The organism is Pseudomonas azotoformans (assembly GCF_001579805.1).
Taxonomy (GTDB): domain Bacteria; phylum Pseudomonadota; class Gammaproteobacteria; order Pseudomonadales; family Pseudomonadaceae; genus Aquipseudomonas; species Aquipseudomonas azotoformans_A.
Genome location: NZ_CP014546.1, coordinates 4,992,536 through 5,016,622 on the forward strand (window position 1 = coordinate 4,992,536; position 24,087 = coordinate 5,016,622).

Consider the following 24,087-nt stretch of genomic DNA (forward strand, 5'->3'; position numbering starts at 1 on the left):
ATTCCCCCCCGCCACCAACGTGGCGGGGGAACTGATGGGAGATAACGGTGAAAACATTAATAAGCCTCGCAATTACCTCTTCGTTGGCGGTCATCAGCCCCGGGGTTGTCGCGAAGACATCCGGTCAGGGCGATGGAGTGGTCACGCTGGGTGGAGAAGTCATTGACTCGGCGTGCGGGCTGGAACTGGCGAGTGCCGACCAGTCCATCGAAATGCCACCCGAACCTATTGGCCGGCTTTTGCGCAACACGATCGGCGAGCCGCATCCCTTCCAACTGCGCCTGGTCAATTGCTCATTGACTCGCCCGGACCCTCTGCGCCCTGGGTTAACGCTGCCCGACTGGGAGCATCTGCGCGTGACATTTGACGGGGCCAGCGACCGGCAAGGCCGCTCATTCGCCGCCGCTGGGCTTTCCCAGGGGGTCGCATTTCATATCTGGGATTCGCTTGGCCAGGAGAGTGTTCCAGGTGAGCCGATGCCGCTGGTACCCCTGAATGAAGGCGACATGACCCTTCACTACACGGTCCGCCTGATCGGTAACGGATTGCAACTGATGCCTGGGGATCACCGCGCGGCAGTGCGGTTCAAGTTGGAATACTTCTGAACATTGATGGGTTGCTTTCATGTTGAATGCGTCGAAGATCAAACATTCGCTCTGCCCTACCCTGTTTGGAGGGTTGATATCCGTGGCGGGCACTGCATTGGGTGCAGGGGATATCGAGTTCAATACTGACGTTCTGGATCTGAGTGATCGCACTAATATTGACTTGTCCCAGTTTGCCCGCAGCGGCTTTATTCTGCCCGGCACTTATTCAATGGTGGTGCAACTAAACAACCAGCCACTGCCTGAACAATCCGTCGCATTTTACCCTCCCGATAACGATCCCAAAGGCAGTGAAGCCTGCTTGTCTCCCGCTATCGTGGAGCAATTGGGCCTGAAGGAATCCGGCGCCACTGAGTTGACTTGGTGGAAAGGCGGGGAATGCCTGGATATCCGGGCGCTGCCCGGCATGGAGGTAAGGGGTGACCTGACCACCAGCACGCTGAACATCAACCTGCCGCACGCTTACCTTGAGTACAGCGCGATCAACTGGGATCCGCCTTCACGTTGGGATGAAGGGATCCCTGGGCTGCTGCTCGACTACAACATGACGGCACAAACCAGCCACCAGAGGAATGACCGCACCCGCAACGACGTCAGCGGTAACGGCACGTTGGGAGCCAACGCCGGCGCTTGGCGCCTGAGGGCGGATTGGCAGGGCCGGGTCGACCAGGACCGCGAGGCGTCGGCCAGGCGTTCGCGTCTGGAATGGAGTCGTTACTATGCCTATCGCGCCATTCCATCGCTGAAGGCACGTCTGGTACTGGGAGAAAACTACCTGTATTCGGACCTGTTCGACAGCTTCCGTTTTACCGGCGCTGCACTCAACTCCGATCAGAGTCAACTGCCACCGAATCTGCGCGGTTATGCACCGGAGGTGGTCGGCGTCGCCAAGACCAATGCAAGAGTCATCATCAGCCAGCAGGGCCGCGTACTGTATGAAACCCTGGTGGCCGCGGGACCTTTTCGTATCCAGGACCTGAATGACGCGGTGAGCGGCAAGCTCGACGCGCGGGTAGAGGAACAGGATGGTTCGGTCCACACCTCCCAGATCGATACCGCTGGCGTACCTTACCTCACTCGCCCTGGCCACATCCGTTACAAGGTCGCGGCGGGACGACCGTCCAATCTTCAATATGGCGCGGATGGCGACTTCTTCACTACCGGGGAGTTCTCATGGGGCGTCAGCAATGGTTGGTCGCTGTTTGGCGGCGCAATTACCGATAACAACTACCGCGCGTTATCGGTTGGGGTAGGTCGTGACTTGTTGTCATTCGGCGCCCTCTCGCTGGATACAACCCAGGCCCAGGCCAATGTCTGGAATGACACACTGTCGGGCAAATCCTACCGCCTGCAATATTCGAAGCACTTCGAGCAGTACGACAGCCAGATAACCTTTGCTGGCTATCGGTTTTCTGAACAGAACTACTTGAGCATGAGCGAATACCTCGATGCGCGTCATTACGGCAGGAACGGTGAACTCGCCGGGCGCTACAGGTACGACGAATACACAGAAAGTTGGAAGCCTATTGGTGGCAGTAAAGCCTTGTATACCGCGACGATCAATAAGCAATTCCGCGATTTGGGCACCACCGTTTACTTGAGTTACAACAAACAGACTTATTGGGAACGCGCGGCCACGCAACGTTGGAACTTGGCGGTATCGCGTTACTTTAATCTTGGGACGGTCAAAAACATGAGCCTGTCCCTGAACATACACCGGACCCTGGACTACAACTACAAGGATAACGGCGTTGCATTGACCGTCAGCCTACCGTTGGGGAGGACCGGTACGTTGTCGATGGATGCCGATAGAACCCGTGGCGATAACGGTTTTTCAACGCGCTACAGTGATCGCCTGGATGAACGTAACGGCTACCAACTCAGTGCCAGTGACAAATCTGTCAGTGGTTACCTGAATCATATCGGTGACCAGGCGGACATCGATCTTGCGGCCAGTCAGCAAAGGGACGGCTACAGCACGTTGAGTGTGTCTGCGCGTGGCGGCGCTACGCTTACGCCCCAAGGGGCAGCCCTGCATCGGGCCAACAGCATGGGTGGCACTCGGCTGATGGTCGACACCGGCGGCGTGGCTGATGTTCCGGTGCGCGGTTACGGCGCACCGACACGCAGTAACGCCTTTGGCAAAGCAGTCATTTCCGACATTGGCAGCTATCAGCGGATGGCCGCGAGCGTCGACCTGGAAAGTTTGCCCAGCAATGTCGAAGCCACCCAATCCGTCACGCAACTCACACTGACCGAAGGCGCCATCGGCTATCGATCCTTGCCTGTGATTGCCGGCGAAAAAGCCATGGCTGTGCTGCGTCTGCCGGACGGCAGTGCACCGCCGTTCGGTGCGACGGTGAAGAACCTCAAACAACAAGACACCGGCATTGTGAATGATGGCGGCAACGTCTACCTGAGCGGTATCCAGCCTGGCGCTCAGATGACCGTCAGCTGGGGAGGTGCAGAGCGATGCACCCTCACCCTCCCTGCCGTGTTACCCGCTGATGCCTTGACTGACGCGCTGCAACTGGGCTGCCGAATGGTAGCCAATGATCAATCCCTGCCCGAGCAAGAAACGTTGACCGGGAAGCGTACCAATACGGAGAAAACATCCTCATGAAGCTGAATACGCGTCTTACCCAAGCCAGCGCGTGGCTGGCCCTGGTCTTGAGCCAGAGCTCCAACGCCGCGATTGGCCTGGATCGTACCCGAGTGATTTTTGATGGTGGCAAAGATGCCACCAGCGTAAGCATCACCAATAACAACACCCAGTTACCGTATCTGGCTCAGGGCTGGATCGAAGACGAAGCCGGTGAAAAAATCACCAGCCCCTTGATCGTGCTGCCGCCGGTCCAACGTGTGGAACCCGGCAAACAAAGCCAGGTAAAGGTTCAGGCGTTACCGGCGGCCAAATCGTTGCCCCAGGACCGAGAGACGGTCTACTACTTCAATTTGCGAGAAATTCCGCCACGCAGTGACAAAGCCAACACCCTGCAAATTGCGCTGCAGACCCGGATCAAACTGTTCTACCGGCCGCAAGCCATTGCGCCCAGCCAACAGGACTTGTCCACCCCCTGGCAGGAAAAACTCACCCTCACCCGCGATGGCGAGCGTTACCAGGTGAATAACCCGACGCCTTACTACGTGACGCTGGTGGATGCGCGCAGCACCAAGGACGGCAAGACCGTGTCGGGCTTCGAGCCACTGATGGTCCCACCAAAAGGCAAGTTGACCCTGGGCGTCACCGCCAAGGCGCTCGGCACCACCCCGCATCTGGCTTACGTAAATGATTACGGCGGACGTCCATTGATGGCCTTCACCTGCAGTGGCAACACCTGCACGGTGAATGCACAAACCTCCCCCTCAAATCAGTAGCACCAGCCGCTGGAGAACACCATGAAGTGGCACATTGTGAAGGGCTTAGGCGGACTGTTATTGGCCGCGCCATGGGTCGCACAGGCCGAGGACGTCGAGGGCATGAACGGGATGCTGAACATTTCCGGGAGCATGCATGAAATCCCCTGCGCGCTGGAGATGAATTCACTGCATCAAACCATCGACCTTGGCGCCGTATCAGCCAGCCAGCTGCAACGCCCCGGCGATCAAGCAAGGCCTGTGGCATTCCAATTGCGGTTTGCCGATTGCCAGCGCACCGCTGGCACCATCCGCAGCGAACGCACGGGCAACCTGACGTGGAGCGCCTTTCAACCGGTGCTGTCGGTCATGTTTGTTGCCCCTGCCGATGCCGATGACCCAAGGCTCGTCAAAGTGCAGGGCATAACAGGAATGGGCCTGCGCCTGGCCGACGCTCTGGGACGCGATGTACAGCTGGGATCGCGGGGTGAACCGCTGTTTTTGCCACTGGGCAGTAACACCCAGACCTGGACTGTTCAGCCCACACGCACCACCGCACCGCTGACCAGCGGCGCGTTTCGTGCCGTGGTGGATTTCAAGCTCAATTATGAGTAAGGGCGTGACAATGGCTAAGCCAACCGGCCCATGGGCCGTTCTTATCAGTGGCGGCCTGTTTTTGGCCGTCAGCCAGGGTGTCAAGGCCGACACCAACCTGACTATCCGTGCGGTGATTATCGCACCACCGCCCTGCGTGATTAACAGCGGCGCCACACTCGACGTGCCATTTGGTAATGACCTTCAGACCTCACGGGTTGACGGCATCAATTATCGTCGGGGGGTGCCTTACACCGTCACCTGCAATTCACCTGTCAGCAACGCGATGAAGCTGGAACTCAAGGGCACGGCCGCTGCGTTTGACAATCGTGTGCTGATGACCCGCAAACCGGACCTGGGGGTAAAGCTGTTCGTGAATGGCGCTGATTGGCCAATCAATACCCCCGTGAACTTTACCCACCCGAACTTTCCGGTGGTACAGGCGGTGCCGGTCAAACGCGCGGGCAGCACCTTGACCGGAGGGGCCTTTGATGCGGCCGCCACCCTGGTGGTCGATTATCAATGAAGAGGAATAATCAATGACTGGTTGGCAGCAGCGAGCGTTGCTCGCCTTGTGCTCCCTGGGCCTTTGCGGTGGCGCGATGGCGAACCTGACGTTCAGCGGAACGCTGAATGAACCACCGCCTTGCACCATTGATGCAGGCAACACGATTGAAGTCGACTTTGGCGATGTGGGCGTAAAGCGCGTAGACGGCGTGAAGTACCGCAAAGCGGTGCCTTACACCATCAACTGTGGCGCAGCCACCCTGCCCTGGGCGCTGAAGTTGAGTGTCAACGGCACGCCGACGGCATTTGATGGCGCGGCGGTGCAAACCAACGTATCGGCGCTGGGGATTCGGCTCTTCCAGAACAACGTGCCATTTCCACTCAATACGCCAATGGACATCGTCCTCTCGTCTCCGCCGAGATTGGAAGTGGTGCCCATCAAACAACCGGGCGCAACCCTGCCCCCCGCACCGTTTTCAGCAGTGGCCACGCTGTTGGCTGAATACGAGTAGGAGCCGCGTCGATGCGACATGAAATGGATCATAAACGAGGGGCATGCGCCTGGCTGGCGTTACTGCTGAGCTTCGGACTGACGCCCAATGCGGATGCTGCGGACAACCTTCGCTTCAAGGGCAACCTGGTGGAAGAGGCCTGCACGATCCGCCCAGGCGACGACGCAATCACCCTGGAACTCTGGGACGTGACCAGCAAGCACCTCTACCTCAATACGCGCACCCAGGGAAGGGGCTTCAAGGTGCACCTGGAGAACTGCGACACCACGATTGGTGACACGGTCACCATCCTGCTCGGTGGCACGGAAAACGTGAAGCTGCCGGGGTTGTTCGCACTGGACGGTGGCAGCGGCGCAACGGGAATCGGCCTTGGCATAGAGACACCGGACAACAAGCCTTTCCCCGTGAATACCGTCAGCGACAAACAGGTGTTGAGCACTGGCAGCAACGTCATCGAGCTCAAAGCCTATGTGCAGGGCGAGCCGGATGCGATCAGGGATCAGACCATCGGGCACGGCCGGTACACGGTGACCTCGACTTTTACGCTGGACTATCCGTAACAGTCCCAGACAAAACTCAAATCTCTCCTGAGTAATTCCAGTAGAGAGGCAACGAGAGATCAACATGAAACGACTTTATGGCGCCATGGTGCTGCTTGCCTTGGTGGGTATTACAACAAATGTGAACGCTGCCCAGTGCCGGGTCAATGGCGGCCCGTGGCAACAAGTGGACACTGGCGGCACGCTGCCCCTAGAGGTTCCCGTAACCGTCCAATTAGGTTCTGACACAAGCCGCATCCTTCTGGAAGGCGTAAGGCTTGAGTGCAGATTCACGCCTTATCCGGGTTGGCCATCCCATTACGAAGACTACTGGTCAACATCGGTCCTAGCCGGGCCAGCCTGGACACCCGGTCCTAAATTTGTCAACCAGGGTACAGGTTTAAGAATAAACGGGGGGTACTACAACACCCCAGTACCGACCAACATTCGAATTGCAACCATGCCCAATAACGCCATCGGTGTTGCCGTCAACGTGACGCCTTACATCCTGAATCGCAACGATCCGGCGAACCCGATCAACGTCGTCATAAATGACATCCTTGGCACGTTGCGCCTGAGCCAGACAAACAATTATGACTCAGGTAGGGCAGGTCTTTCGCTCGTATACAGGGCCGCCAACAATTTCTCCATCTCTCCCTCAACCTGCACGATCAACAATAACAACCCCATTGAGGTCAACTTTGGCAACGTCCACCAACGACAAATCGGTACGGATCCGCTGACAACGCCTATCCAGAGCAACCGCAGGCTCACCTACTCATGCCCGAACGCCGGGATCACCACGCCTATCACCATCACTTATAAAGGCAACGCGACGTCGTTCGACAACCGCCTGCTGCTGATGACCAACCCGAATGTCGGCACAGCGATGGTCCGGGCGGGGTCTGCGGTGGCTGTGAACGGCAGGTTCCTGACCCAGATCACCAACAGTGTCGGAGGGGATGACGTGACGTTTTCCCTGGTTCAGCGACCGGGCTCGCTGCCTGCCGCGGGGCCTGTGACTGGGAGCGGCGTACTCGTGATGGGAGTTCCGTGACACAGAAAAACCGCTGAGGGCAAGAGCGCGCAGTTGCGAAGTGTATTTCTGTGACTGCGCACAGTGTGGCATTTCGCTATAATTCTGCGCCAACGCCCCACGACCGTGTCAGCGTCCCCTCCCACACCCTCGACGATGAACCCCTATGAACAAGTTTCTGGCACTGACTGCAGTCCTGGCGCTCGCCGGGTGCACCACCACGTCTGACGTCTACCTGAAAAACGGTGAGCAAGGCCTGACCATCGACTGTTCCGGCGAGGCCAATTCCTGGGCCAGTTGCTACGAAAAGGCCGACGCCTCATGTGCCGGCACCGGCTACCGTATCGTCGGCACCGAAGGCACGCCGTCGCTCCAGGAAAGTGACAAGACCCTGGGCAAGGACGTGGGCAACTTCAAAAGCCGCAGTGTGGTCGTCGTGTGCAAGTGAGCGTCATGCTCACAGCTGAATATCGGCAAACTTGATACCCAGGCCCCGGATGGTCTCCACCAGGTCATCCAGCCGCTGGAACGACTCGACTTCGTCCTGATCGTCCACCAGGAAAAAACTGCGGCCGCCGCTTTTTTTGAAAAATACGATCCACTCGCCCAAGTCGGCCGGGTTCTGGATGATGTGCGTCGCTGATATCTGGCCTTCGGCCTGGCGAGCCCTGACGTGTTCACGCTTCATGAATAACTTCCCAAAAAGACAAATGCCGCACAGACCGAGGGTTTGCGCGGCATTTTTGCATTGATCGGGTAACAGTTTAACGGATGCCCTGCCCGATCAACACGCCTTCTACGGTTTGGCCGTAGAGATTGACGCCGTCATTGGCGTGGAACTTGAGCCGGGTTTTCTCCACGGAACCGTCAACCAGGCGCGGATCCTGCGGCCGTTCATGGCTGTTGACATAGGCGGCCACGTCCCAGGCTTGCTGGTCACTCAAACTACCGCCCTTGCCCAGCGGCATGTTGTGCTTGATGAAGGACGCCGCCGTATTGATGCGGTGCATGCCCGCGCCCCAGTTGTAGGAGTCTTTACCCCACAACGGCGGCATCACATAGTGGTCACCGACCTTCTGGCCCTGCCCTTCGGCGCCATGGCAGACAGCGCATTGGCCTTCATAAACCTGGGCGCCCTGCCTCAAGTCGTAACCCTTGGCCGGTTGCGCAACGTCCGGATAGCCGCGCCCCGGCAATTCAACACCCAGTGGCGCCTTGCTCGCCAACCAATAAGCGTAAACCGAGAGCGCGGTGATCTCGGGGCTATCTGCGGCTGGAGGTGTGCCGCCATTCATGCTGAACTGGAAGCAGCCCTGCAATCGCTCGGCAAAGGTGTTGACCTTGTCGTTTTTCTTCCGATAGGCCGGGTACATCGGGTAGGCAGCCCACAAGGGCGCCGAGTTGGCGAGGCGGCCCTGGTCCAGGTGGCAGTTGCTGCAGTTGAGTCCGTTACCGACATAGTTCGGCGCCAGACGTTTGGTATCCACGAACAGCGCGTAACCCTCCTTCACCAGCTTGCCGTAGGCGTTGTCGGGCAGTTCGCTTTCTTGAGGAGGCTGGAATGGGCTGGCCGCAGCGTGGCTGGCAGGTTGCAACTGCGATTGGTCCTCCATGGCGATCGTGGCGGCGTGGACCGAGGTTGGACCCAACAGGCCCAAGGCCAATATCAACGGGTTCATGGCTTGGCCTCCAGTTTCAGCGAGGCGAAATACTGGGCCACGCCCTGCACTTCTTCTGCCGTAAGGGACTTGGCGATGTGCCCCATCAAGTCATTCGGATCATTGTGGCGGGTGCCGCTTTGCCAAGCCGTCAACTGCGCTTCCAGGTAAGCGGCGGGTTGGCCGGCCAGGGGTGGGAACGCGTCGCCGACGCCTGTCCCTGCTGGGCCGTGGCAACTGGCGCACGCCGGAATCTGCCGCTCCCAGGCGCCCTGTTGTGCGAGCTTTTGGGCGGCGTTGATCGGCATTTCGCTGCGATAGACCACCTGGGGAACAGGAGCCGGCATTGCCGCCAGCACCTGGCTGACCGCCTCTATTTCGGCATCCGTGAGCGCATTCGCCAACGGTTGCATCACCGGATTCGTACGGCTGCCACTTTTAAAGTCTTCCAGCTGTTTGCGCACATACGTCGCGGGCAATCCCGCTAATCGGGGAAAGCCAGCTGCGGCCATCCCCGCGCCATCGGCACCATGACAGGCTATACAGGGCATGGCGCCCGGCTGCGAACCGCCCTCGGCAAAGATTTTTCTCCCCTCCAGCGCATGGGCATTGCCCAATAACAGCATCAGCGCACTGCCCATCAGTACTCGTTCCAGAGACATCATCACGGCTCCATTTTATAGTTATATGCTTAGACGCTTACGGCATAAGCCTACAAATGGTAGGGGAATGACCCCGTCGCGACAACTCCAAAAACACAGCGTAAAAAAAGCCCGGCATTACGCTTACGCGGCCAGGCTTTTTTATCGGATTGGAAGTCGCTGGGTTGAAGAGGCCAGATCAGCCGGAAATGCAGTCCTCGCCAGCCTTCTTCACATCACCCGGACGGATCGGCACATTGGACATGCTCTCGTAGAGCTTGATGCTGCTACCGCTGGAGCGCTCATCGATCTCGAAGATCGCTGAAGGGTCGGCGGAAAACTTCTGCGGCACAATCACCTGCACACCGCCATCCTTATGCGGTTCGATCTGCGACGGCCGACGGGTCGCAGAGAGTTTTTTCACCACACACGCGGCATATTCCTGGGGTTTCTTCCCGGAAATGACGGCCAGGGTCGGAGGGGTCTGCTTGATATCTGCAACCGAAGCACACCCACCAATCGCCAGGGCCAGAACCAACACACTCCACTTCATACACAAACCTCCGATAAAGACCCTACGACAGCGGGGATGGTAATTTTCTCCCGCCCACGTAGGATTTATCCCTGATAACTCGGTAAATAACTGTTTTAAATTGTCGACGTCATTGAAGACGGGCCGATAATAAACGCGCTGGGGCTGATAAACTCCATCTTAACCTACGTATCGTTCTGATTTTTCAGAAAAAGCCCTTCTGGAGCCCCCACCCATGAAATTCATCCACCAGCGTGAGCACCTCAACGAGGGCGACATTGTCGTCATCGAATGCTCGCAGACTTGTAATATTCGTCTGATGAGCGACGCGAATTTTCGTAGTTTCAAGAATGGCGGCCGTCATACCTATCACGGCGGTGCCTTCGATAAGTTTCCCGCCAAAATCACCGCACCGAGCACCGGGTTCTGGAACATTACCCTGGACGTCGTCACGCGCCGCGCCATCAGCGTGACCCGCAAACCCGCGTTGTCCCACAAGATCCGCATCGTGCGTCGCACCAGCTCCAAGCTGAGCTGATCCGCACACTTCACAGGAAATAGCCGTGAACACCACTACAAAATACGTGATCAAGTACAAGCTCAACGGCGAACGCCGTTTTGAGTTCGCCCAACTGCAGACCAACAGCGTAGAAGAAGCCAAACAAGCCCTGGCGAAAATTCACGATGCCAGTGATGAAATCACCGACATCAATGTGAGCAAGGCGCTGTAAGCCGATGCCCGGCCCCACCGCTGACCTGTTTGCCGACGACGCCCTGCAGCAACCCCCAGGGCGTGAGCAAATTGGCGAGCAGTCCTACGTATTACGGGGCTATGCCCTACCTTGGATTGAGCACGTTCTGCCAGAACTACGGCGTGTTCTGGCTCAATCACCGTTCCGGCAAATGGTCACACCCGGCGGCTTTACCATGTCGGCGGCATTGAGCAGTTGCGGCGACCTGGGCTGGACCACCGACACCTCCGGCTACCGCTACTCGCCGCTCGACCCGCGCAGCCAACAGCCATGGCCGCAGATGCCAGACGTTTTGCGTCAATTGGCGGTGCAGGCGGCGGCAGAGGCCGGCTTTCCCGACTTTGCCCCCGACGCCTGCCTGATCAACCGCTATGTGCCTGGCGCCAAGATGTCGCTGCACCAGGACAAAAACGAACGTCGCTATAGCGAGCCGGTTGTATCCGTGTCACTCGGCTTGCCGGCGATTTTCCTGTTTGGCGGACATGAGCGCAGTGACAAAACCCGCAAAGTCTCGCTGTTCCACGGCGACGTGGTGGTGTGGGGCGGCGTGGACCGCTTGCGCTTCCACGGGGTGATGCCGATCAAGGAAGGCGTACATCCGGTCATGGGCCCGCAACGCATCAACCTCACGTTTCGCGCCGCCGGCTGATTTGACCGCAAGCTTCAGAGTGCCAGGTGTGCATGGCGCGATTAGTCTGAATGGAATCCGTCAAGAGTACCGAGCATGACCAACGAACAAGACCCCCGCTGGGCGGCCATCCTCGCCCGAGACCCCAAGGCCGATACGTTGTTCGTCTATGGTGTAAAAACCACCGGTGTGTACTGCCGCGCCAGCAGCGTTTCACGCTTGCCACGCCCTGAAAACATCGAGTTCTTCGACACCCCCGCGCAGGCCGAGGCCGCCGGGTATCGCGCCAGCAAACGCGTAAGCGCAGACCAGACCCAGTTGGTTGCGCACCATGCGCAACTGGTGGCGGACGCGTGCCGGCATATCGAACAGGCGGACACTGCGCCCAGCCTGCATGTGCTGGCCACGCAAGCCAACCTGAGCCCGTTTCATTTTCATCGTGTGTTCAAAGCCGTCACCGGCCTGACCCCCAAGGGCTATGCCACTGCGCACCGTTCGCGCAAGGTACGCGATGGGCTCAAAGGCTCGCACTCGGTGACCGATGCCTTGTATGACGCAGGCTTCAACTCCAACAGCCGCTTTTATGAGTCGGCTGACCAGCTGCTTGGCATGAAACCCAGCGACTACAAAGCCGGAGGGACTAACTCGGCGATCCTGTTTGCCGTCGGGCAGTGCTCGCTGGGGGCGATTCTGGTGGCACAAAGTGCGCGTGGCGTGTGCGCGATTCTGCTGGGGGACGACCCTGACAAGCTGGTACGCGATCTTCAGGATCAATTTCCCAAGGCGGAACTGGTAGGCGCCGACCAGCGCTTCGAGCAGTTGGTCGCGCAGGTCGTGGGCTTTATCGAAGCGCCTGCGCTCGGCCTGGACCTGCCGTTGGACTTGCGCGGCACCGCATTTCAGGAGCGGGTGTGGCAAGCCTTGCGCGATATTCCAGCGGGAAGCACGGCCAGCTACGCGCAAATAGCCGCGCGAATCGGTGCGCCGAAGTCGTTCCGCGCGGTGGCTCAAGCCTGTGGCGCGAACAGCCTCGCGGTCGCCATTCCTTGCCACCGGGTGGTGCGCAGTAATGGCGACCTGTCGGGCTACCGCTGGGGTGTAGAACGTAAGCAGCAGTTGCTGGAGCGTGAGAGCAAGGCTTAACCCAACTTGCGCTTGCGAAACTCAGCAACTTTGTGTCGGTTGCCACACAGCGCCATGCTGCACCAACGGCGTTTATGCGCCTTGGTGCGGTCGTAGAACCACAACACGCATTCGGGATGTTCGCAGGTGCGGATCAGGTTGAAATCCCCGTCTACCAGCAAACGCGCTGCGGCTTCTGCAATCATCGAGAGAAATTGCTCCGGGGTCTGCTGCTTGCGCTGACGCTCAACGCGTAACTCCCCCGACGCCGGCCAAGCCAACTGCGGATGGCTGACGGCCTTGCGCAAAAAGCCATTCAGCGCGGCGGGATCGCCCCGCGTTCCCTCCTTGCGCGACTCCAGCAATACACGGATTACCTCGCGCAGTTCCCGGCCCACCCGAAGCAATGCGCCCGGTTCAAATGCAGGCACCTGCCCTTCCTTCACCCACTCCAGGCGCACCAGCCAACGCTCGACATCGGCATCGGACTGCCAGAAGTCGTGGGGTTGCGCGTCCACATTGGCGCGCGTGTTGAGCATGTCCAGCACCGGGTCATCGGCGAGGACATAAGGCTCAAGGGGGGCAGGGATAGTCATGGTCATTCCTCTTATAAGCGTCGACATAGTAACCGCTATCTAAGCACACGGATAGTTACACACGACAAAATTGAAACCTCTATAAATAGTTTGACAGGTTACTTATTTGAGCGCAGATTTTGAAAACGGTAACCCGTATATCCATCCAATCAAGTTACAAAGGCACCTTCATCATGACCACTCCAACCTCCGTCGTTCACTACCGCCATGTCGATGCCGACGGCGTAAGCATGTTCTACCGCGAAGCCGGCGACCCCTCGGCGCCGGTCATGTTGCTGCTGCATGGCTTCCCCAGTTCTTCGCATATGTACCGTGACCTGATCCCGTTGCTCGCTACGCGCTTTCGGGTAATCGCTCCGGATTTGCCGGGATTCGGTTTTACCGAGGTACCAGCCGAGCGCGACTACCACTACAGCTTCGATAACCTGGCGATCACCGTCGGGCATTTTGTCGACGCGCTGGAATTGACGCGGTACGCGTTGTACGTCTTCGACTACGGCGCACCCGTAGGTCTGCGCCTGGCAGTGGCACACCCTGAACGGGTCACCGCACTTGTCTCGCAAAACGGTAACGCCTACCTGGAAGGCCTGGGGGATGCCTGGGCACCGATTCGCGCCTATTGGGCCGAACCAAGCCAGGCCAACCGCGAGGTGATCCGCAATGCGGTCATCAGCCTTGAAGGCACGCGCTACCAATACCTGCACGGTGTCCATCAGCCCGAACTGGTTGCGCCGGAGTCCTACATGCTCGACGTACTGCTCATGCAGCGCCCCGGCAATGACGAGATCCAGTTGGACCTGTTCCTCGACTATCGCAACAACCTGACGCTGTACCCGGCGTTCCAGGCCTTCTTCAGGGCCAAACAGGTGCCGACGCTGGTGATCTGGGGCCAGAACGATCCGTTCTTCATCCCACCAGGGGCTCACGCCTACCAGACCGACAACCCGAACGCGGTGGTGGAACTGCTCGACACCGGCCACTTCGCCCTGGAAACCCATGCGGCCCACATCGCCGAACGGATTCACGCGGTACTGGGCGACGCCATCAACTGATGGCACACCACGAAACGTGCCGTTCGTCCAGTGAATAAAACAGAGTGGCCGGGGCACATGGGCCCTGTTAAAACAGCGTAAAGCCTCACTAACGCTGGAGAGACATCCCATGAGCACCTGGCCAGACACCCGCATTATCGACCTGCTGGGGATCGAACTGCCCATCATCCAGGCGCCCATGGCCGTGGGTACGACCACGGCCATGGTCATCGAGGCCAGTAAAGCCGGGGCGCTGGGCTCATTGCCGGCGGCTGCACTGAGCCTCGCGCAATTGCGCGAAGCCCTGGCCGCCATCCGTGAGGCCAGCCCGCGCCCGATCAACGTCAACTTCTTCTGCCACCAACCGCCAGCCCCCGACGCTGCGCGTGATCGGCGCTGGAAGGACTTGCTGGAACCCTACTACCGCGAATTGGGTGCCGATTTTGAAGCGCCGACGCCTGTGTCCAACCGCGAACCGTTTAACGAAGCGGCTTGCCAAGTCATCGAGGAATTCTGTCCCGAAGTCGTCAGTTTTCACTTCGGCCTGCCGGAAAAAGCCCTGCTGGATCGGGTAAAAGCCACAGGCGCGAAGGTGTTGTCCTCGGCCACCACGGTGGAAGAAGCGATCTGGCTGGAGCAGCACGGCTGCGACGCAATCATCGCCATGGGCAGTGAAGCGGGCGGCCATCGTGGCTTGTTTCTCAGCGATGACCTCAATACCCAGATAGGCCTGTTCGCCCTGCTGCCGCAAGTGGTTGACGCCGTGAGCGTGCCGGTGATTGCCGCCGGGGGAATCGGTGACGCACGCGGAATTGTCGCGGCCTTTGCCCTGGGCGCCTCGGCGGTGCAAATCGGTACGGCTTACCTGTTTACACCTGAAGCCAATGTCACCCCTTCGCACCACCACGCACTGCGCCATGCCCAGGCCAGCGAAACCGCACTGACCAACCTGTTCACCGGTCGCCCGGCACGGGGCATCGTCAACCGTGTGATGCGTGAGTTGGGCGCAATCAACCCAGCAGCTCCGGCCTTCCCCACCTCCGGCGGCGCGTTGATACCGCTCAAAGCCAAGGATGAAGCAGGTTTCAGTAACCTGTGGTCTGGCCAGGCACTGCGCCTGGGCAAAGACACCACCACCTATGAGTTGACGCGTGAACTGGCGCAGCAGGCGCTGGCCAAACTCAACCCATAGAACCTGTGGCAACTTTGCACTGTACCGGCAATGGCCAACCGCTATATATTCCCATACATAGCGGTTAAGCCTTCTACCTATAACAAGCCGTACACCCTCAAAGGAGCTGCTTCATGACGATTCACGCCTCACGCCTGGCCATCCTGGTCGCTGCCCTCGCCTTCGGTTCGGCCCACGCCGATGAAGTCCAGGTGGCCGTCGCCGCCAACTTCACCGCACCGATCCAGGCGATTGCCGCCGATTTCGAAAAAGACACCGGCCACAAACTGGTCGCAGCCTACGGTGCCACCGGCCAGTTCTACACCCAGATCAAGAATGGCGCGCCGTTCGAAGTGTTCCTGAGCGCCGACGACACCACCCCGCAAAAGCTCGAAACCGAAGGCGACACCGTCAAAGGCTCGCGCTTCACCTACGCCGTCGGCACCCTGGCGCTGTGGTCGGCCAAGGAAGGTTACGTCGACGCCAAAGGTGAAGTGCTGAAGAAAAACGAGTTCAAGCACCTGTCGATTGCCAACCCGAAAGCCGCGCCATACGGCCTCGCCGCTACCCAAGTACTGGCCAAGGAAGGGCTGACCGAGAAGGTCAAAGACAAGATCGTCGAAGGCCAGAACATCACCCAGGCCTACCAGTTCGTGTCCACCGGCAACGCCGAGCTGGGCTTTGTGGCCTTGTCGCAGATCTACAAAGACGGCAAAGTCACCAGCGGTTCAGCGTGGATCGTTCCAGCAGCCATGCACGACCCGATCAAACAAGACGCAGTGATCCTCAACAAGGGCAAGGACAGTGCTGCTGCCAAGGCACTGGTTGACTACCTCAAGGGGCCTAAAGCTGCTGCTGTCATCAAGTCCTATGGTTACGAGCTGGCCAAGTAAATGCCGTTATCGAGTGCCGATTTTTCCGCTATCTGGTTGACCATCAAACTGGCGTCACTGACTACCGTGATCCTGCTGGTCATCGGCACTCCGATTGCCCTGTGGTTGTCGCGCACCCGCTCCTGGTGGCGCGGCCCCATTGGCGCCATCGTCGCGTTGCCGTTGGTGTTGCCACCGACGGTGATCGGTTTCTACCTGCTGTTGACCATGGGCCCTAATGGCTACTTCGGCCAGTTCACCCAATGGCTGGGCCTGGGCACCCTCACCTTCAGCTTCGCCGGGCTGGTCATTGGCTCGGTGATCTATTCCATGCCGTTTGTGGTGCAGCCGTTGCAAAACGCCTTCTCCGCCATCGGCACACGCCCGCTGGAAGTGGCCGCGACCTTGCGGGCCAATCCTTGGGACACATTCTTCACAGTGATTTTGCCCCTGGCGCGGCCAGGGTTTATCACCGCCTCCATCCTGGGTTTTGCGCACACCGTCGGAGAATTCGGCGTGGTGCTGATGATCGGCGGCAACATCCCGGACAAGACCCGGGTGGTGTCCGTGCAAATCTACGACCACGTGGAAGCCATGGAATATGCTCAGGCCCACTGGCTGGCCGGCTCGATGGTGGTGTTCGCGTTCCTGGTGTTGCTGGCGCTGTATTCCAGCCGTAAAACCAAGATGGGCTGGAGTTGATGTCGATGATTGATGTACGCCTGAAACTTGAGTACTCGGGCTTTGCCCTGGATGTGGACTTGCACTTGCCCGGTCGCGGTGTGACGGCGCTGTATGGGCATTCCGGTTCCGGCAAGACCACGTGCCTGCGTTGCATCGCCGGGCTGGAGCGCGCCGAAGACGGTTTTATCCAGATCAATGATGAAGTCTGGCAAGACAGTCGCAACAGGTTGTTCGTACCGCCCCATAAACGCGCGCTGGGCTACGTGTTTCAGGAGGCCAGCCTGTTCCCTCATCTGTCGGTGCGGGCCAACCTGGAGTTCGGCCTCAAGCGCATTCCTCGTCAGCAGCGCCGTGTGGATATGGCCCATGCCACCGAGTTGCTGGGCATCGGCCACCTGCTCGATCGCCATCCCCAGCACCTTTCCGGCGGTGAGCGCCAGCGCATCGGCATCGCCCGCGCCTTGCTCACCAGCCCCAGTCTGTTGTTGATGGACGAACCCCTGGCAGCCCTCGACAGCCAGCGCAAAAGCGAGATCCTGCCGTACCTCGAACGCCTGCACGATGAACTGGATATCCCGGTGCTGTACGTCAGCCATGCCCAGGATGAAGTAGCGCGCCTGGCCGACCACATCGTCTTGCTCAGCGACGGCAAGGCCCTGGCCAGCGGCCCCATCGGCGAAACCCTGGCGCGGCTCGACCTGCCCCTGGCGCTGGGTGACGATGCAGGGGTGGTGATCAACGGCGCGGTCAGCGCCTACGACGACCACTATCAGTTGCTCACCCTGCAACTGCCTGCCAGCGCCTTGCACATGCGTGTGGCCCATGCACCGCTGGCCGTGGGCAAAGCGTTGCGTATCAAGGTGCAAGCGCGGGATGTGAGCCTCAGCCTGCAAGCGGAGGAGCACAGCAGCATCCTCAACCGCTTGCCGGTGACGGTTACCCAGGAGATTTCGGCGGACAATAACGCCCACGTGCTGGTGCGACTGGACGCGGGTGGGACGCCGTTGCTGGCGCGCATCACGCGGTTCTCCCGCGACCAACTGCAACTGCACCCCGGCCAGAGTCTCTGGGCGCAAATCAAGGCCGTCGCGGTGTTGGCGTAAGCAACCTTTTGGCACGACCGCACACCGCTGCGGTCCATCAGACATACCGGCCTGATTTGTTGCCAAGGAACCCGCCTCATGTCCGACTCTGCGCTACCCCGCGACCTGCATTACGTTGACGACACCCAGCCCGGCATCCGCCGCAAGACGCTGCGGGGCAAGTTCCAGTATTTCGACCCCAAGGGTGAGCGCATCCACGACGCCGACGAGATCAAGCGCCTGAACGCCCTCGCCGTCCCGCCGGCTTACACTGACGTGTGGATCTGCGCCGACCCGCGCGGCCACCTGCAGGCCACCGGCCGCGACGCCCGTGGACGCAAGCAATACCGTTATCACCCGCGCTGGCGCGAAGTGCGGGACACCGACAAGTACTCGCGGCTGCAGGAATTTGGCAGTGCACTGCCGAAATTGCGCAAACAGCTCGAAGCGCAAATCGCCGAACCCGGATTTACCCGCGAAAAGGTGCTGGCCACCGTGGTGACGCTGCTCGACGCTACGCTGATCCGCGTCGGTAATACCCAGTACGCCCGCGACAACAAGTCCTATGGATTGACCACCCTGCGCACCCGCCATGTGGATGTCAAAGGCAGCGAAATCAAGTTCCAGTTTCGCGGCAAGAGCGGCGTCGAGCACCAAATCAGCGTTAAAGACCGGCGACTGGCAACCGTGGTCAAACGCTGCCTGGAATTGCCGGGCCAGAACCTGTTCCAGTACCTCGATGAAGACGGCGAGCGGCACACCGTCAGCTCCCACGACGTGAATGACTATCTGCACAGCCTCACCGGCGCCGATTTCACCGCCAAGGACTACCGCACCTGGGCCGGCACTGCCATGGCGCTGGCCGTGTTGCGGGAGTTGGAGTGGCAGCCTGAGTCCGATGCCAAAAGGCATGTTGTGTCGATGGTCAAGGATGTCGCCAAACAGCTTGGCAACACCCCAGCGGTGTGCCGCAAGTGCTACATCCACCCTGCCGTGCTGGAGCATTTCAGCCTCGGCGAACTCTCCAAGCTGCCCAAGCCGCGCATCCGCAAAGGGCTCAAGGCCGAAGAAGTGGCCTTGGCGATGTTTCTTGAGCAACTGGCGGCGCACTTGCCGAAAAAAGCCAAGACGGGTTAGGCTTTGCCTCCCTTCTGATCCGCAGGACGACCGCCGACGTGAACCACTAAGCCTTCCAAAATGTATCTGCAACGAGCCGCCTGGCGCGCTTGTTGGCCTGTCCGACATTTTTTTGGAGGTGCTGATGACTGACGTCAACCGGCTGCCCGTCCTTGTTTCCCTGCAACACTTGAGTTTCCAGTTCGCCAATGGCGAGACCTTGCTGGATGACCTGACCCTGTCCATCGATCACACACCCACCGGCATTGTGGGGCGCAATGGTCGCGGCAAAAGCATTCTCGCCCGGTTGATCGCGGGGCTGCTGCCACCCTCCTCCGGATCGCTGAATGGCCCTGGCCGTGTGATCTACGTGGCGCAGAGCATCACGGTTGCGCCAGGGGAGACGGTCGCCGATCTCACCGGGACCGCAGTGATATTGGCCGCCCTTGAACGCATGGTTCGAGGCGCCGCACGGATCGAAGATCTGGAGTTGATCGACGACCGTTGGGACCTGGCCGAGCGTTTGCGCAGCGCCCTGGATGGCGCGGGGCTGGCGCAGCTGTCCTTTGATACCCCTGCCGACCAACTCAGCGGCGGCCAGTTGGCCAGAGTCGCGATCATCGGTGCGCTGCTGGCCGCGCCGCCGTTGCTGGTGCTCGATGAGCCCACCAACCACCTCGACAGCGATGGTCGCGCCTGGCTGCTGCGTGTGCTCGACGCTTGGCGGGATGGCCTGGTGGTGGTCAGCCATGATCGGCAATTGCTCAACGCCATGGCGCGCATCATTGAACTGTCGCCCCTCGGCGTAAACGTCTATGGCGGCAACTACGATGCCTATCGGCTGCAGCGTGATGCCGAACAACAGGCCGCCAGCGCCGCGCTCGACCATGCACGCCTGGAGCGCAGTCGCGAACGGCGGCGGCTGCAAAAAGACCACGACAGCCTGCAACGCAATGCCGCGCGCTCACGCAAGCATGCAGAAACCGCCAACGTCGACCGCTTCACCAAGGCGCGCTGGAAAGGTGCCGCCACCGAGATCGTCAGCACCGTGCGTAGCGCGCATTGGCAACATAAACACGAACTGGATGCCCAGGTGCGCCAGGCTTATGAACGGGTCGAAGATGAAACGCCGACCTTGTTGGCATTGCCCGCCTCAGCGGTGCCCAACGGGCGACAGGTGCTGTCGTTGGTGGACGCACAGTTACCGTGGCTGCCGTCGACCTGTCTGAATGTGCATCTTGCAGGTCCGGTGCGCGTCGCCGTACGTGGGCCCAACGGCTGCGGCAAGTCCACGTTGCTGAAGGTACTGGCCGGTCAATGGCAGGTCGTCGCGGGTGAATGCAACCTGCCTCTGCCCTGCGCCTACATCGATCAACACCTTGCGTTGCTGGACGATCAACGCTCCATCGTTGAACAGCTCAACCTGCTCGATACACCCCTGGCCGAAGCCGAACTGCGCACGCGCCTGGCGTTGCTGCAACTGGATGCCTTGCGCGTCACCCAACCCACCGGGCAACTCAGCGGCGGCGAACGCTTGAAAGCCGCGATGGCGATTGCCTTGTGGCGCGAAGTACCGGCGCAACTGCTGTTACTGGACGAACCGACCAACCATTTGGACCTGGAGTCGGTGATGGCTTTCGAGCAAGCGCTGCAAGGTTTCAATGGGGCGATGGTGGTGGTGTCCCATGACGCGACGTTCCTCCAATCGATCAAGCCCACCCATTTCCTGGATTGGCACGACACAGGTTGGTCGCTGGAGCCTGTCTGAGGTCATTGCACCGACGCGTAAAGCGTCCTACGGTAGTGGCCGGATAATCTCATCGAGGAACCCGACCCTATGCTGCCATCGCCTCGCAAGCCTTACGCCAATGCTGCACTCGCCCACCGACAGCGTTGGCGTGGCCGGGTCGGGCTGATGCTGGTGGCCAGTCTTTCAGTTCTGGCGGGGATGACCGATGCCATCGGCTTCATGGCGAGCGGCGACTTCGTTTCATTCATGAGCGGCAACACCACGCGCCTGGCGGTGGCGATCAGCGCGGGTGATCTTGGGCTGACCGGGCGGCTGTTGTTGCTAGTAGCAACATTTGTGGTCGGTAACGCACTGGGTGTGCTGGTCAGTCGACTCAGCCGTCGTCATGCCCTGCCTTTGCTGCTGTGTATTGCGGCGTTGTTGTGCGGTGCGGCATGGCTGCCTTTCGCTGACACACTGCTCGCGCTGCTGGCGGCAATCATTGCGATGGGCATGCTGAATGCGGCTGTGGAAGAGGTCAACGGACTCCCCGTAGGGCTGACCTACGTCACTGGCGCGCTGTCACGCTTTGGTCGTGGGCTGGGACGCTGGTTGCTCGGAGAACGACGCACGGGCTGGCGCGTGCAGTTGATCCCATGGACCGGCATGTTCGTGGGCGCGGTGATTGGCGCATTGCTGGAGCAGCAGATGGGCTTGAAGGCGCTGATGGTCAGCGGCGTGTTGGCGGGTTTGTTGGGGTTGCTGTCACTGAAGATTCCCCGTCGCTGGCACCTGGGTTACATGCCGCGTTGAAGAAAAGGAGGGATGCTCGCCCGACGTTTAGGCCTCGACGTCCGTGTACTGGTAAAGAGCCATCATGTCGGGCGAGCGGGTGAATCATAAGCTAATGCCGGGCGGCTGTCGTGCCAGGCATTTCCTAAATCGACTAAGGCAATGGATTACAGGCAGGTCGCGAGTGCAGCCAAACGACGCTTGGCGGGCATATTGTCTTCTGCGGCGTAGTACTTGATGGAGGAGCCGGCACCCGCGCTTTGCACGTCGACGAAGTAATCGCCAGCGGTGGTGTAGACGGTGTAGCCGCCCGCCGCGATCGGCTCCTTGAAGCCACCGGCATCAACGCCGAACACGCTTTCGTCCTGCCAGCCGAACTGCACGCATTCGGCAACAACCAGGGTGGCCTTATCCGAAGCCAGGGTCTTGTAGGGCGTGCCTGCGCGCGCTTCTTTCATCTTCGAACCCGCGCAACCGGCCAGGGCCGCCAATACCAGTGCGCCAATTACCACCTTGTGCATGCCATTGCTCCGTTGGAAAAAAACGCGACTGTACCATTGCCACAGTCTCTACTGACGGCTGTATGAACTTTGTTTCACTGTAAAGAGAGCAGGCGCCGCCTATAGTGGCGACGCTCATTTTTAGAAGTCTCCCTTCGGCCCGCTCTCCCGCGGGCTTTTTTTCGCCTGGGTTTTAGAGCAACCAGCGGAACAGATAGAACAACGCCATGCTCAGCAACACCGTGACCAGCACATTTCTCGTCCAGAACATCAACGCCACTGCGCTGATACCCGCCAACAGGTAGGGGTTGGCCGGACTGAGATTCAGATGATGGTCCGCCAGGAAAATGATCGGCCCGCAAATCGCCGTGAGCATGCCGGGCACGGCAAACCCAAGAAACTCCCGCGCGCCACGGTTGAGGCGCACCGGCAGGCGCGGCTCGATAAACAGGTAACGGTTGAGAAAAACCGCCAGGCCCATTATCACAATCATCAGGAAGATCATGGCTGCCCTACTCCCAATCGCTTGCAGGCGTAACCCGCGCTCATGCCCAACAGGCCGGACACCACCACCGCCGATTCCCAGTGCAGGAAGCTCAACCACACCGAAAACAGCAGTGAGACCGCCACGCAGACCACCGTGGGAATATCCCGCACCACCGGCGTGATCAACGCGATGAAGGTGGCGGCAATGGAAAACTCCAGCCCCAGTTGATCAAGGCCGGGAATGCTTTTGCCGAGCACAATGCCCGCCAGGGTGAACAGGTTCCAGGCGATGTAGAACGTCAGCCCGACGCCTAGCGCATACCAACGGTTAAAGGTCTCGCGGTCGTAGTGGTTGACCAGTGCGAAGAATTCGTCGGTCAACAGAAAGCCCAGGCTGATACGCCAGCGGGTCTTGAGGGGAGAAAGGATTGGCCGCAGGTGCATGCCATACAGCAGATGCTGGGAGGTCAGCAGCAAGGTGGTCAGCACGATGGAAATCAGGCTGGCGCCAGTCTTGACCATCCCAATGGCAACCAGTTGCGCCGCACCGGCAAACACGATGGCGGATAAGCCCTGGGCTTCCAACGGGCTGAATTGCGCATCGATGGCCATGGAACCGGCCAGCAGGCCCCAAGGCGCGCAGGCCAGGGACAAGGGAATAACGGCAATGGCGCCGCGAGCAAAGGCGTAATGAGGTAAGGCAGTAGGCATGGAAACGGCTCATCGACAGACAGTCGACAAGCATGCCAGCGCAACAACGAGCTTGTCTTGAACGATCTTGCTCAGGCGAGCCTGACCGACACCTGCTCCACCGAATCACGCGCTTCGCGCAACTCATAGGCATCCTGGTTGAGCCTGTGAATGGTATTGAGCAGACGCTGGCGCAGCACTTCATCGCCGAGTTTTTCGACGGCGCGCATCAGGTCGAACGCAGCGGTTTCGTTATTTTCCGCGACGGAATCGAGGGTCTTGCGCAGGTTGCGAGTGGCACGGGTCACGCGGGGTCTTCCTTCATCAGCAATGGGCAGGCACTTTAGGACATTCGTGTTTCATTTTAATTTCAAACACTTGTGGCGGATTTCAAGGCATTTGATCCATATCAATTGAAACAGGGTTTGACTGATACATATGGAAATACGTATATTCGGATAACCATATATATAAAGGCCTTGGCCATGTCGGACTCCCTCTCCCCGCCCACCCTCTTCAAATGCCTGGCCGATGCCACCCGTGCCCGCCTGACATTACTGATCCTGCGTGAAGGCGAACTTTGCGTGTGCGAACTGATCCATGCCTTGGACGACAGCCAGCCGAAAATCTCCCGGCACCTGGCGCAACTGCGCAGTTGCGGGTTGCTGCAGGACCGTCGTCAGGGTCAGTGGATCTACTACCGCATCAACCCCGCGTTGCCCGAGTGGGTGACGCAGGTGCTGCACACCACCTTGCAAGCCAACCAGCCATGGTTGCACAGCGACGCACAGCGTCTGGATGCAATGGGCGACAGACCACAACGGGCCAGCACTTGCTGCTGAGCCATCGGAGCCT

At 59.5% G+C, this 24,087-nt stretch carries 31 protein-coding genes; 22 read left to right on the top strand and 9 right to left on the bottom strand.

Going from position 1 to position 24,087, the window contains the following annotated elements; all coding sequences use genetic code 11:
- Positions 1–47: 47 nt before the first annotated feature.
- The 9 genes from AYR47_RS22790 to AYR47_RS22830 all read left to right on the top strand — a co-directional run bounded on the left by AYR47_RS22790 (position 48) and on the right by AYR47_RS22830 (position 7,598).
- Complete coding sequence (locus AYR47_RS22790) at positions 48–605, top strand: fimbrial protein (RefSeq protein ID WP_033902937.1); 558 nt, start codon at positions 48–50, stop codon at positions 603–605.
- Positions 606–624: 19 nt separating this feature from the next.
- Positions 625–3,228, top strand: a complete 2,604-nt coding sequence (locus AYR47_RS22795) for an outer membrane usher protein (protein WP_082781527.1) — start codon at positions 625–627, stop codon at positions 3,226–3,228.
- Positions 3,225–3,983 carry a fimbria/pilus periplasmic chaperone gene (locus tag AYR47_RS22800; RefSeq protein ID WP_033902938.1) on the top strand — a complete coding sequence of 253 codons (759 nt, stop codon included), beginning with the start codon at positions 3,225–3,227 and terminating at the stop codon, positions 3,981–3,983. Before AYR47_RS22795 ends, AYR47_RS22800 begins: the two co-directional genes overlap by 4 nt.
- 21 nt (positions 3,984–4,004) lie before the next feature.
- Positions 4,005–4,577 carry a fimbrial protein gene (locus AYR47_RS22805; protein WP_033902939.1) on the top strand — a complete coding sequence of 191 codons (573 nt, stop codon included), beginning with the start codon at positions 4,005–4,007 and terminating at the stop codon, positions 4,575–4,577.
- A 10-nt stretch (positions 4,578–4,587) separates the two neighbouring features.
- Positions 4,588–5,082 (top strand): fimbrial protein, encoded by a 495-nt coding sequence (locus AYR47_RS22810; RefSeq protein ID WP_061436994.1) that lies wholly within the window; start codon positions 4,588–4,590, stop codon positions 5,080–5,082.
- Positions 5,083–5,095: 13 nt separating this feature from the next.
- Complete coding sequence (locus AYR47_RS22815; RefSeq protein WP_033902941.1) at positions 5,096–5,575, top strand: fimbrial protein; 480 nt, start codon at positions 5,096–5,098, stop codon at positions 5,573–5,575.
- Between the two features lie 11 nt (positions 5,576–5,586).
- The gene (locus AYR47_RS22820; protein WP_033902942.1) at positions 5,587–6,135 is read left to right on the top strand and encodes a fimbrial protein; all 549 of its coding nucleotides are present in this window, start codon (positions 5,587–5,589) and stop codon (positions 6,133–6,135) included.
- A 64-nt stretch (positions 6,136–6,199) separates the two neighbouring features.
- Positions 6,200–7,171 (top strand): fimbrial protein, encoded by a 972-nt coding sequence (locus AYR47_RS22825; RefSeq protein WP_033902943.1) that lies wholly within the window; start codon positions 6,200–6,202, stop codon positions 7,169–7,171.
- 145 nt (positions 7,172–7,316) lie between these two features.
- On the top strand, positions 7,317–7,598 hold the full coding sequence (locus AYR47_RS22830; RefSeq protein ID WP_033902944.1) for a hypothetical protein: 282 nt from the start codon (positions 7,317–7,319) through the stop codon (positions 7,596–7,598).
- A gap of 9 nt (positions 7,599–7,607) precedes the next feature.
- Here AYR47_RS22830 and AYR47_RS22835 read toward each other — a convergent pair whose 3' ends face one another.
- The 4 genes from AYR47_RS22835 to AYR47_RS22850 form a co-directional block, all read right to left on the bottom strand.
- Positions 7,608–7,838, bottom strand: coding sequence for a hypothetical protein (locus AYR47_RS22835; RefSeq protein WP_038850956.1), 231 nt, complete (start codon positions 7,836–7,838; stop codon positions 7,608–7,610).
- 76 nt (positions 7,839–7,914) lie between these two features.
- Positions 7,915–8,829 (bottom strand): c-type cytochrome, encoded by a 915-nt coding sequence (locus AYR47_RS22840; protein ID WP_061436996.1) that lies wholly within the window; start codon positions 8,827–8,829, stop codon positions 7,915–7,917.
- Positions 8,826–9,473 (bottom strand): c-type cytochrome, encoded by a 648-nt coding sequence (locus AYR47_RS22845; protein WP_033902947.1) that lies wholly within the window; start codon positions 9,471–9,473, stop codon positions 8,826–8,828. Before AYR47_RS22845 ends, AYR47_RS22840 begins: the two co-directional genes overlap by 4 nt.
- Positions 9,474–9,648: 175 nt before the next feature.
- Positions 9,649–10,002 (bottom strand): hypothetical protein, encoded by a 354-nt coding sequence (locus AYR47_RS22850; protein ID WP_033902948.1) that lies wholly within the window; start codon positions 10,000–10,002, stop codon positions 9,649–9,651.
- Between the two features lie 214 nt (positions 10,003–10,216).
- Between AYR47_RS22850 and AYR47_RS22855 the strand changes: the two genes are divergently transcribed.
- The 4 genes from AYR47_RS22855 (at position 10,217) to ada (ending at position 12,504) form a co-directional block, all read left to right on the top strand.
- On the top strand, positions 10,217–10,519 hold the full coding sequence (locus AYR47_RS22855; RefSeq protein WP_003191319.1) for a DUF1883 domain-containing protein: 303 nt from the start codon (positions 10,217–10,219) through the stop codon (positions 10,517–10,519).
- A gap of 25 nt (positions 10,520–10,544) precedes the next feature.
- Entirely contained in the window at positions 10,545–10,712 is a 168-nt protein-coding gene (locus AYR47_RS32730; protein ID WP_016974793.1) for a hypothetical protein, read from the top strand.
- A gap of 4 nt (positions 10,713–10,716) precedes the next feature.
- Positions 10,717–11,382: a DNA oxidative demethylase AlkB gene (gene alkB / locus AYR47_RS22860; RefSeq protein WP_061436998.1), complete on the top strand. Its 666-nt coding sequence runs from the start codon at positions 10,717–10,719 to the stop codon at positions 11,380–11,382.
- Positions 11,383–11,457: 75 nt separating this feature from the next.
- Positions 11,458–12,504: a bifunctional DNA-binding transcriptional regulator/O6-methylguanine-DNA methyltransferase Ada gene (gene ada, locus AYR47_RS22865; protein ID WP_061437000.1), complete on the top strand. Its 1,047-nt coding sequence runs from the start codon at positions 11,458–11,460 to the stop codon at positions 12,502–12,504.
- On the opposite strand, the gene AYR47_RS22870 is transcribed toward ada, so the two are convergent.
- Complete coding sequence (locus tag AYR47_RS22870) at positions 12,501–13,079, bottom strand: CGNR zinc finger domain-containing protein (RefSeq protein WP_033902951.1); 579 nt, start codon at positions 13,077–13,079, stop codon at positions 12,501–12,503. The genes ada and AYR47_RS22870 overlap by 4 nt on opposite strands.
- 173 nt (positions 13,080–13,252) lie before the next feature.
- Between AYR47_RS22870 and AYR47_RS22875 the strand changes: the two genes are divergently transcribed.
- From AYR47_RS22875 to AYR47_RS22910, 8 genes are all read left to right on the top strand, one after another.
- Entirely contained in the window at positions 13,253–14,131 is an 879-nt protein-coding gene (locus AYR47_RS22875; RefSeq protein WP_208603912.1) for an alpha/beta fold hydrolase, read from the top strand.
- Positions 14,132–14,240: 109 nt separating this feature from the next.
- Complete coding sequence (locus tag AYR47_RS22880; protein WP_061437003.1) at positions 14,241–15,302, top strand: NAD(P)H-dependent flavin oxidoreductase; 1,062 nt, start codon at positions 14,241–14,243, stop codon at positions 15,300–15,302.
- A gap of 113 nt (positions 15,303–15,415) precedes the next feature.
- Positions 15,416–16,174: a molybdate ABC transporter substrate-binding protein gene (gene modA, locus AYR47_RS22885; protein ID WP_016974799.1), complete on the top strand. Its 759-nt coding sequence runs from the start codon at positions 15,416–15,418 to the stop codon at positions 16,172–16,174.
- Positions 16,175–16,855 carry a molybdate ABC transporter permease subunit gene (modB, locus tag AYR47_RS22890; protein WP_033902954.1) on the top strand — a complete coding sequence of 227 codons (681 nt, stop codon included), beginning with the start codon at positions 16,175–16,177 and terminating at the stop codon, positions 16,853–16,855. It abuts the gene before it with no gap.
- Positions 16,856–16,860: 5 nt separating this feature from the next.
- Positions 16,861–17,940 carry a molybdenum ABC transporter ATP-binding protein gene (gene modC, locus AYR47_RS22895; RefSeq protein ID WP_033903039.1) on the top strand — a complete coding sequence of 360 codons (1,080 nt, stop codon included), beginning with the start codon at positions 16,861–16,863 and terminating at the stop codon, positions 17,938–17,940.
- Positions 17,941–18,018: 78 nt separating this feature from the next.
- The gene (locus AYR47_RS22900) at positions 18,019–19,056 is read left to right on the top strand and encodes a DNA topoisomerase IB (protein ID WP_061437005.1); all 1,038 of its coding nucleotides are present in this window, start codon (positions 18,019–18,021) and stop codon (positions 19,054–19,056) included.
- Between the two features lie 124 nt (positions 19,057–19,180).
- Positions 19,181–20,803 (top strand): ATP-binding cassette domain-containing protein, encoded by a 1,623-nt coding sequence (locus AYR47_RS22905; RefSeq protein WP_061437007.1) that lies wholly within the window; start codon positions 19,181–19,183, stop codon positions 20,801–20,803.
- A gap of 69 nt (positions 20,804–20,872) precedes the next feature.
- Entirely contained in the window at positions 20,873–21,577 is a 705-nt protein-coding gene (locus tag AYR47_RS22910; RefSeq protein ID WP_033902957.1) for a YoaK family protein, read from the top strand.
- A 146-nt stretch (positions 21,578–21,723) separates the two neighbouring features.
- Here the strand turns inward: AYR47_RS22910 and AYR47_RS22915 are convergent, their stop codons facing one another.
- The 4 genes from AYR47_RS22915 to AYR47_RS22930 all read right to left on the bottom strand — a co-directional run bounded on the left by AYR47_RS22915 (position 21,724) and on the right by AYR47_RS22930 (position 23,540).
- The gene (locus tag AYR47_RS22915) at positions 21,724–22,077 is read right to left on the bottom strand and encodes a hypothetical protein (RefSeq protein WP_061437008.1); all 354 of its coding nucleotides are present in this window, start codon (positions 22,075–22,077) and stop codon (positions 21,724–21,726) included.
- A gap of 172 nt (positions 22,078–22,249) precedes the next feature.
- Positions 22,250–22,561: an AzlD domain-containing protein gene (locus AYR47_RS22920; protein WP_016974806.1), complete on the bottom strand. Its 312-nt coding sequence runs from the start codon at positions 22,559–22,561 to the stop codon at positions 22,250–22,252.
- Positions 22,558–23,253, bottom strand: coding sequence for an AzlC family ABC transporter permease (locus AYR47_RS22925; RefSeq protein WP_061437010.1), 696 nt, complete (start codon positions 23,251–23,253; stop codon positions 22,558–22,560). Before AYR47_RS22925 ends, AYR47_RS22920 begins: the two co-directional genes overlap by 4 nt.
- Positions 23,254–23,324: 71 nt before the next feature.
- A complete protein-coding gene (locus AYR47_RS22930; protein ID WP_005788169.1) occupies positions 23,325–23,540 on the bottom strand; it encodes a hypothetical protein in 216 nt (71 codons plus the stop codon).
- A gap of 177 nt (positions 23,541–23,717) precedes the next feature.
- On the opposite strand from AYR47_RS22930, the gene AYR47_RS22935 reads away from it, so the two are divergent.
- Entirely contained in the window at positions 23,718–24,074 is a 357-nt protein-coding gene (locus AYR47_RS22935; protein WP_033902961.1) for a metalloregulator ArsR/SmtB family transcription factor, read from the top strand.
- Positions 24,075–24,087: the final 13 nt, after the last annotated feature.

Coding starts and splice junctions, on each gene's coding strand:
- AYR47_RS22795 (WP_082781527.1), top strand. CDS start 625: ATGTTGAATGCGTCGAAGATCAAACATTCGCTCTGCCCTACCCTGTTT.
- AYR47_RS22800 (WP_033902938.1), top strand. CDS start 3,225: ATGAAGCTGAATACGCGTCTTACCCAAGCCAGCGCGTGGCTGGCCCTG.
- AYR47_RS22805 (WP_033902939.1), top strand. CDS start 4,005: ATGAAGTGGCACATTGTGAAGGGCTTAGGCGGACTGTTATTGGCCGCG.
- AYR47_RS22810 (WP_061436994.1), top strand. CDS start 4,588: ATGGCTAAGCCAACCGGCCCATGGGCCGTTCTTATCAGTGGCGGCCTG.
- AYR47_RS22815 (WP_033902941.1), top strand. CDS start 5,096: ATGACTGGTTGGCAGCAGCGAGCGTTGCTCGCCTTGTGCTCCCTGGGC.
- AYR47_RS22820 (WP_033902942.1), top strand. CDS start 5,587: ATGCGACATGAAATGGATCATAAACGAGGGGCATGCGCCTGGCTGGCG.
- AYR47_RS22825 (WP_033902943.1), top strand. CDS start 6,200: ATGAAACGACTTTATGGCGCCATGGTGCTGCTTGCCTTGGTGGGTATT.
- AYR47_RS22830 (WP_033902944.1), top strand. CDS start 7,317: ATGAACAAGTTTCTGGCACTGACTGCAGTCCTGGCGCTCGCCGGGTGC.
- AYR47_RS22835 (WP_038850956.1), bottom strand. CDS start 7,838: ATGAAGCGTGAACACGTCAGGGCTCGCCAGGCCGAAGGCCAGATATCA.
- AYR47_RS22840 (WP_061436996.1), bottom strand. CDS start 8,829: ATGAACCCGTTGATATTGGCCTTGGGCCTGTTGGGTCCAACCTCGGTC.
- AYR47_RS22845 (WP_033902947.1), bottom strand. CDS start 9,473: ATGATGTCTCTGGAACGAGTACTGATGGGCAGTGCGCTGATGCTGTTA.
- AYR47_RS22850 (WP_033902948.1), bottom strand. CDS start 10,002: ATGAAGTGGAGTGTGTTGGTTCTGGCCCTGGCGATTGGTGGGTGTGCT.
- AYR47_RS22855 (WP_003191319.1), top strand. CDS start 10,217: ATGAAATTCATCCACCAGCGTGAGCACCTCAACGAGGGCGACATTGTC.
- alkB (WP_061436998.1), top strand. CDS start 10,717: ATGCCCGGCCCCACCGCTGACCTGTTTGCCGACGACGCCCTGCAGCAA.
- ada (WP_061437000.1), top strand. CDS start 11,458: ATGACCAACGAACAAGACCCCCGCTGGGCGGCCATCCTCGCCCGAGAC.
- AYR47_RS22870 (WP_033902951.1), bottom strand. CDS start 13,079: ATGACTATCCCTGCCCCCCTTGAGCCTTATGTCCTCGCCGATGACCCG.
- AYR47_RS22875 (WP_208603912.1), top strand. CDS start 13,253: ATGACCACTCCAACCTCCGTCGTTCACTACCGCCATGTCGATGCCGAC.
- AYR47_RS22880 (WP_061437003.1), top strand. CDS start 14,241: ATGAGCACCTGGCCAGACACCCGCATTATCGACCTGCTGGGGATCGAA.
- modA (WP_016974799.1), top strand. CDS start 15,416: ATGACGATTCACGCCTCACGCCTGGCCATCCTGGTCGCTGCCCTCGCC.
- modB (WP_033902954.1), top strand. CDS start 16,175: ATGCCGTTATCGAGTGCCGATTTTTCCGCTATCTGGTTGACCATCAAA.
- modC (WP_033903039.1), top strand. CDS start 16,861: ATGATTGATGTACGCCTGAAACTTGAGTACTCGGGCTTTGCCCTGGAT.
- AYR47_RS22900 (WP_061437005.1), top strand. CDS start 18,019: ATGTCCGACTCTGCGCTACCCCGCGACCTGCATTACGTTGACGACACC.
- AYR47_RS22905 (WP_061437007.1), top strand. CDS start 19,181: ATGACTGACGTCAACCGGCTGCCCGTCCTTGTTTCCCTGCAACACTTG.
- AYR47_RS22910 (WP_033902957.1), top strand. CDS start 20,873: ATGCTGCCATCGCCTCGCAAGCCTTACGCCAATGCTGCACTCGCCCAC.
- AYR47_RS22915 (WP_061437008.1), bottom strand. CDS start 22,077: ATGCACAAGGTGGTAATTGGCGCACTGGTATTGGCGGCCCTGGCCGGT.
- AYR47_RS22920 (WP_016974806.1), bottom strand. CDS start 22,561: ATGATCTTCCTGATGATTGTGATAATGGGCCTGGCGGTTTTTCTCAAC.
- AYR47_RS22925 (WP_061437010.1), bottom strand. CDS start 23,253: ATGCCTACTGCCTTACCTCATTACGCCTTTGCTCGCGGCGCCATTGCC.
- AYR47_RS22935 (WP_033902961.1), top strand. CDS start 23,718: ATGTCGGACTCCCTCTCCCCGCCCACCCTCTTCAAATGCCTGGCCGAT.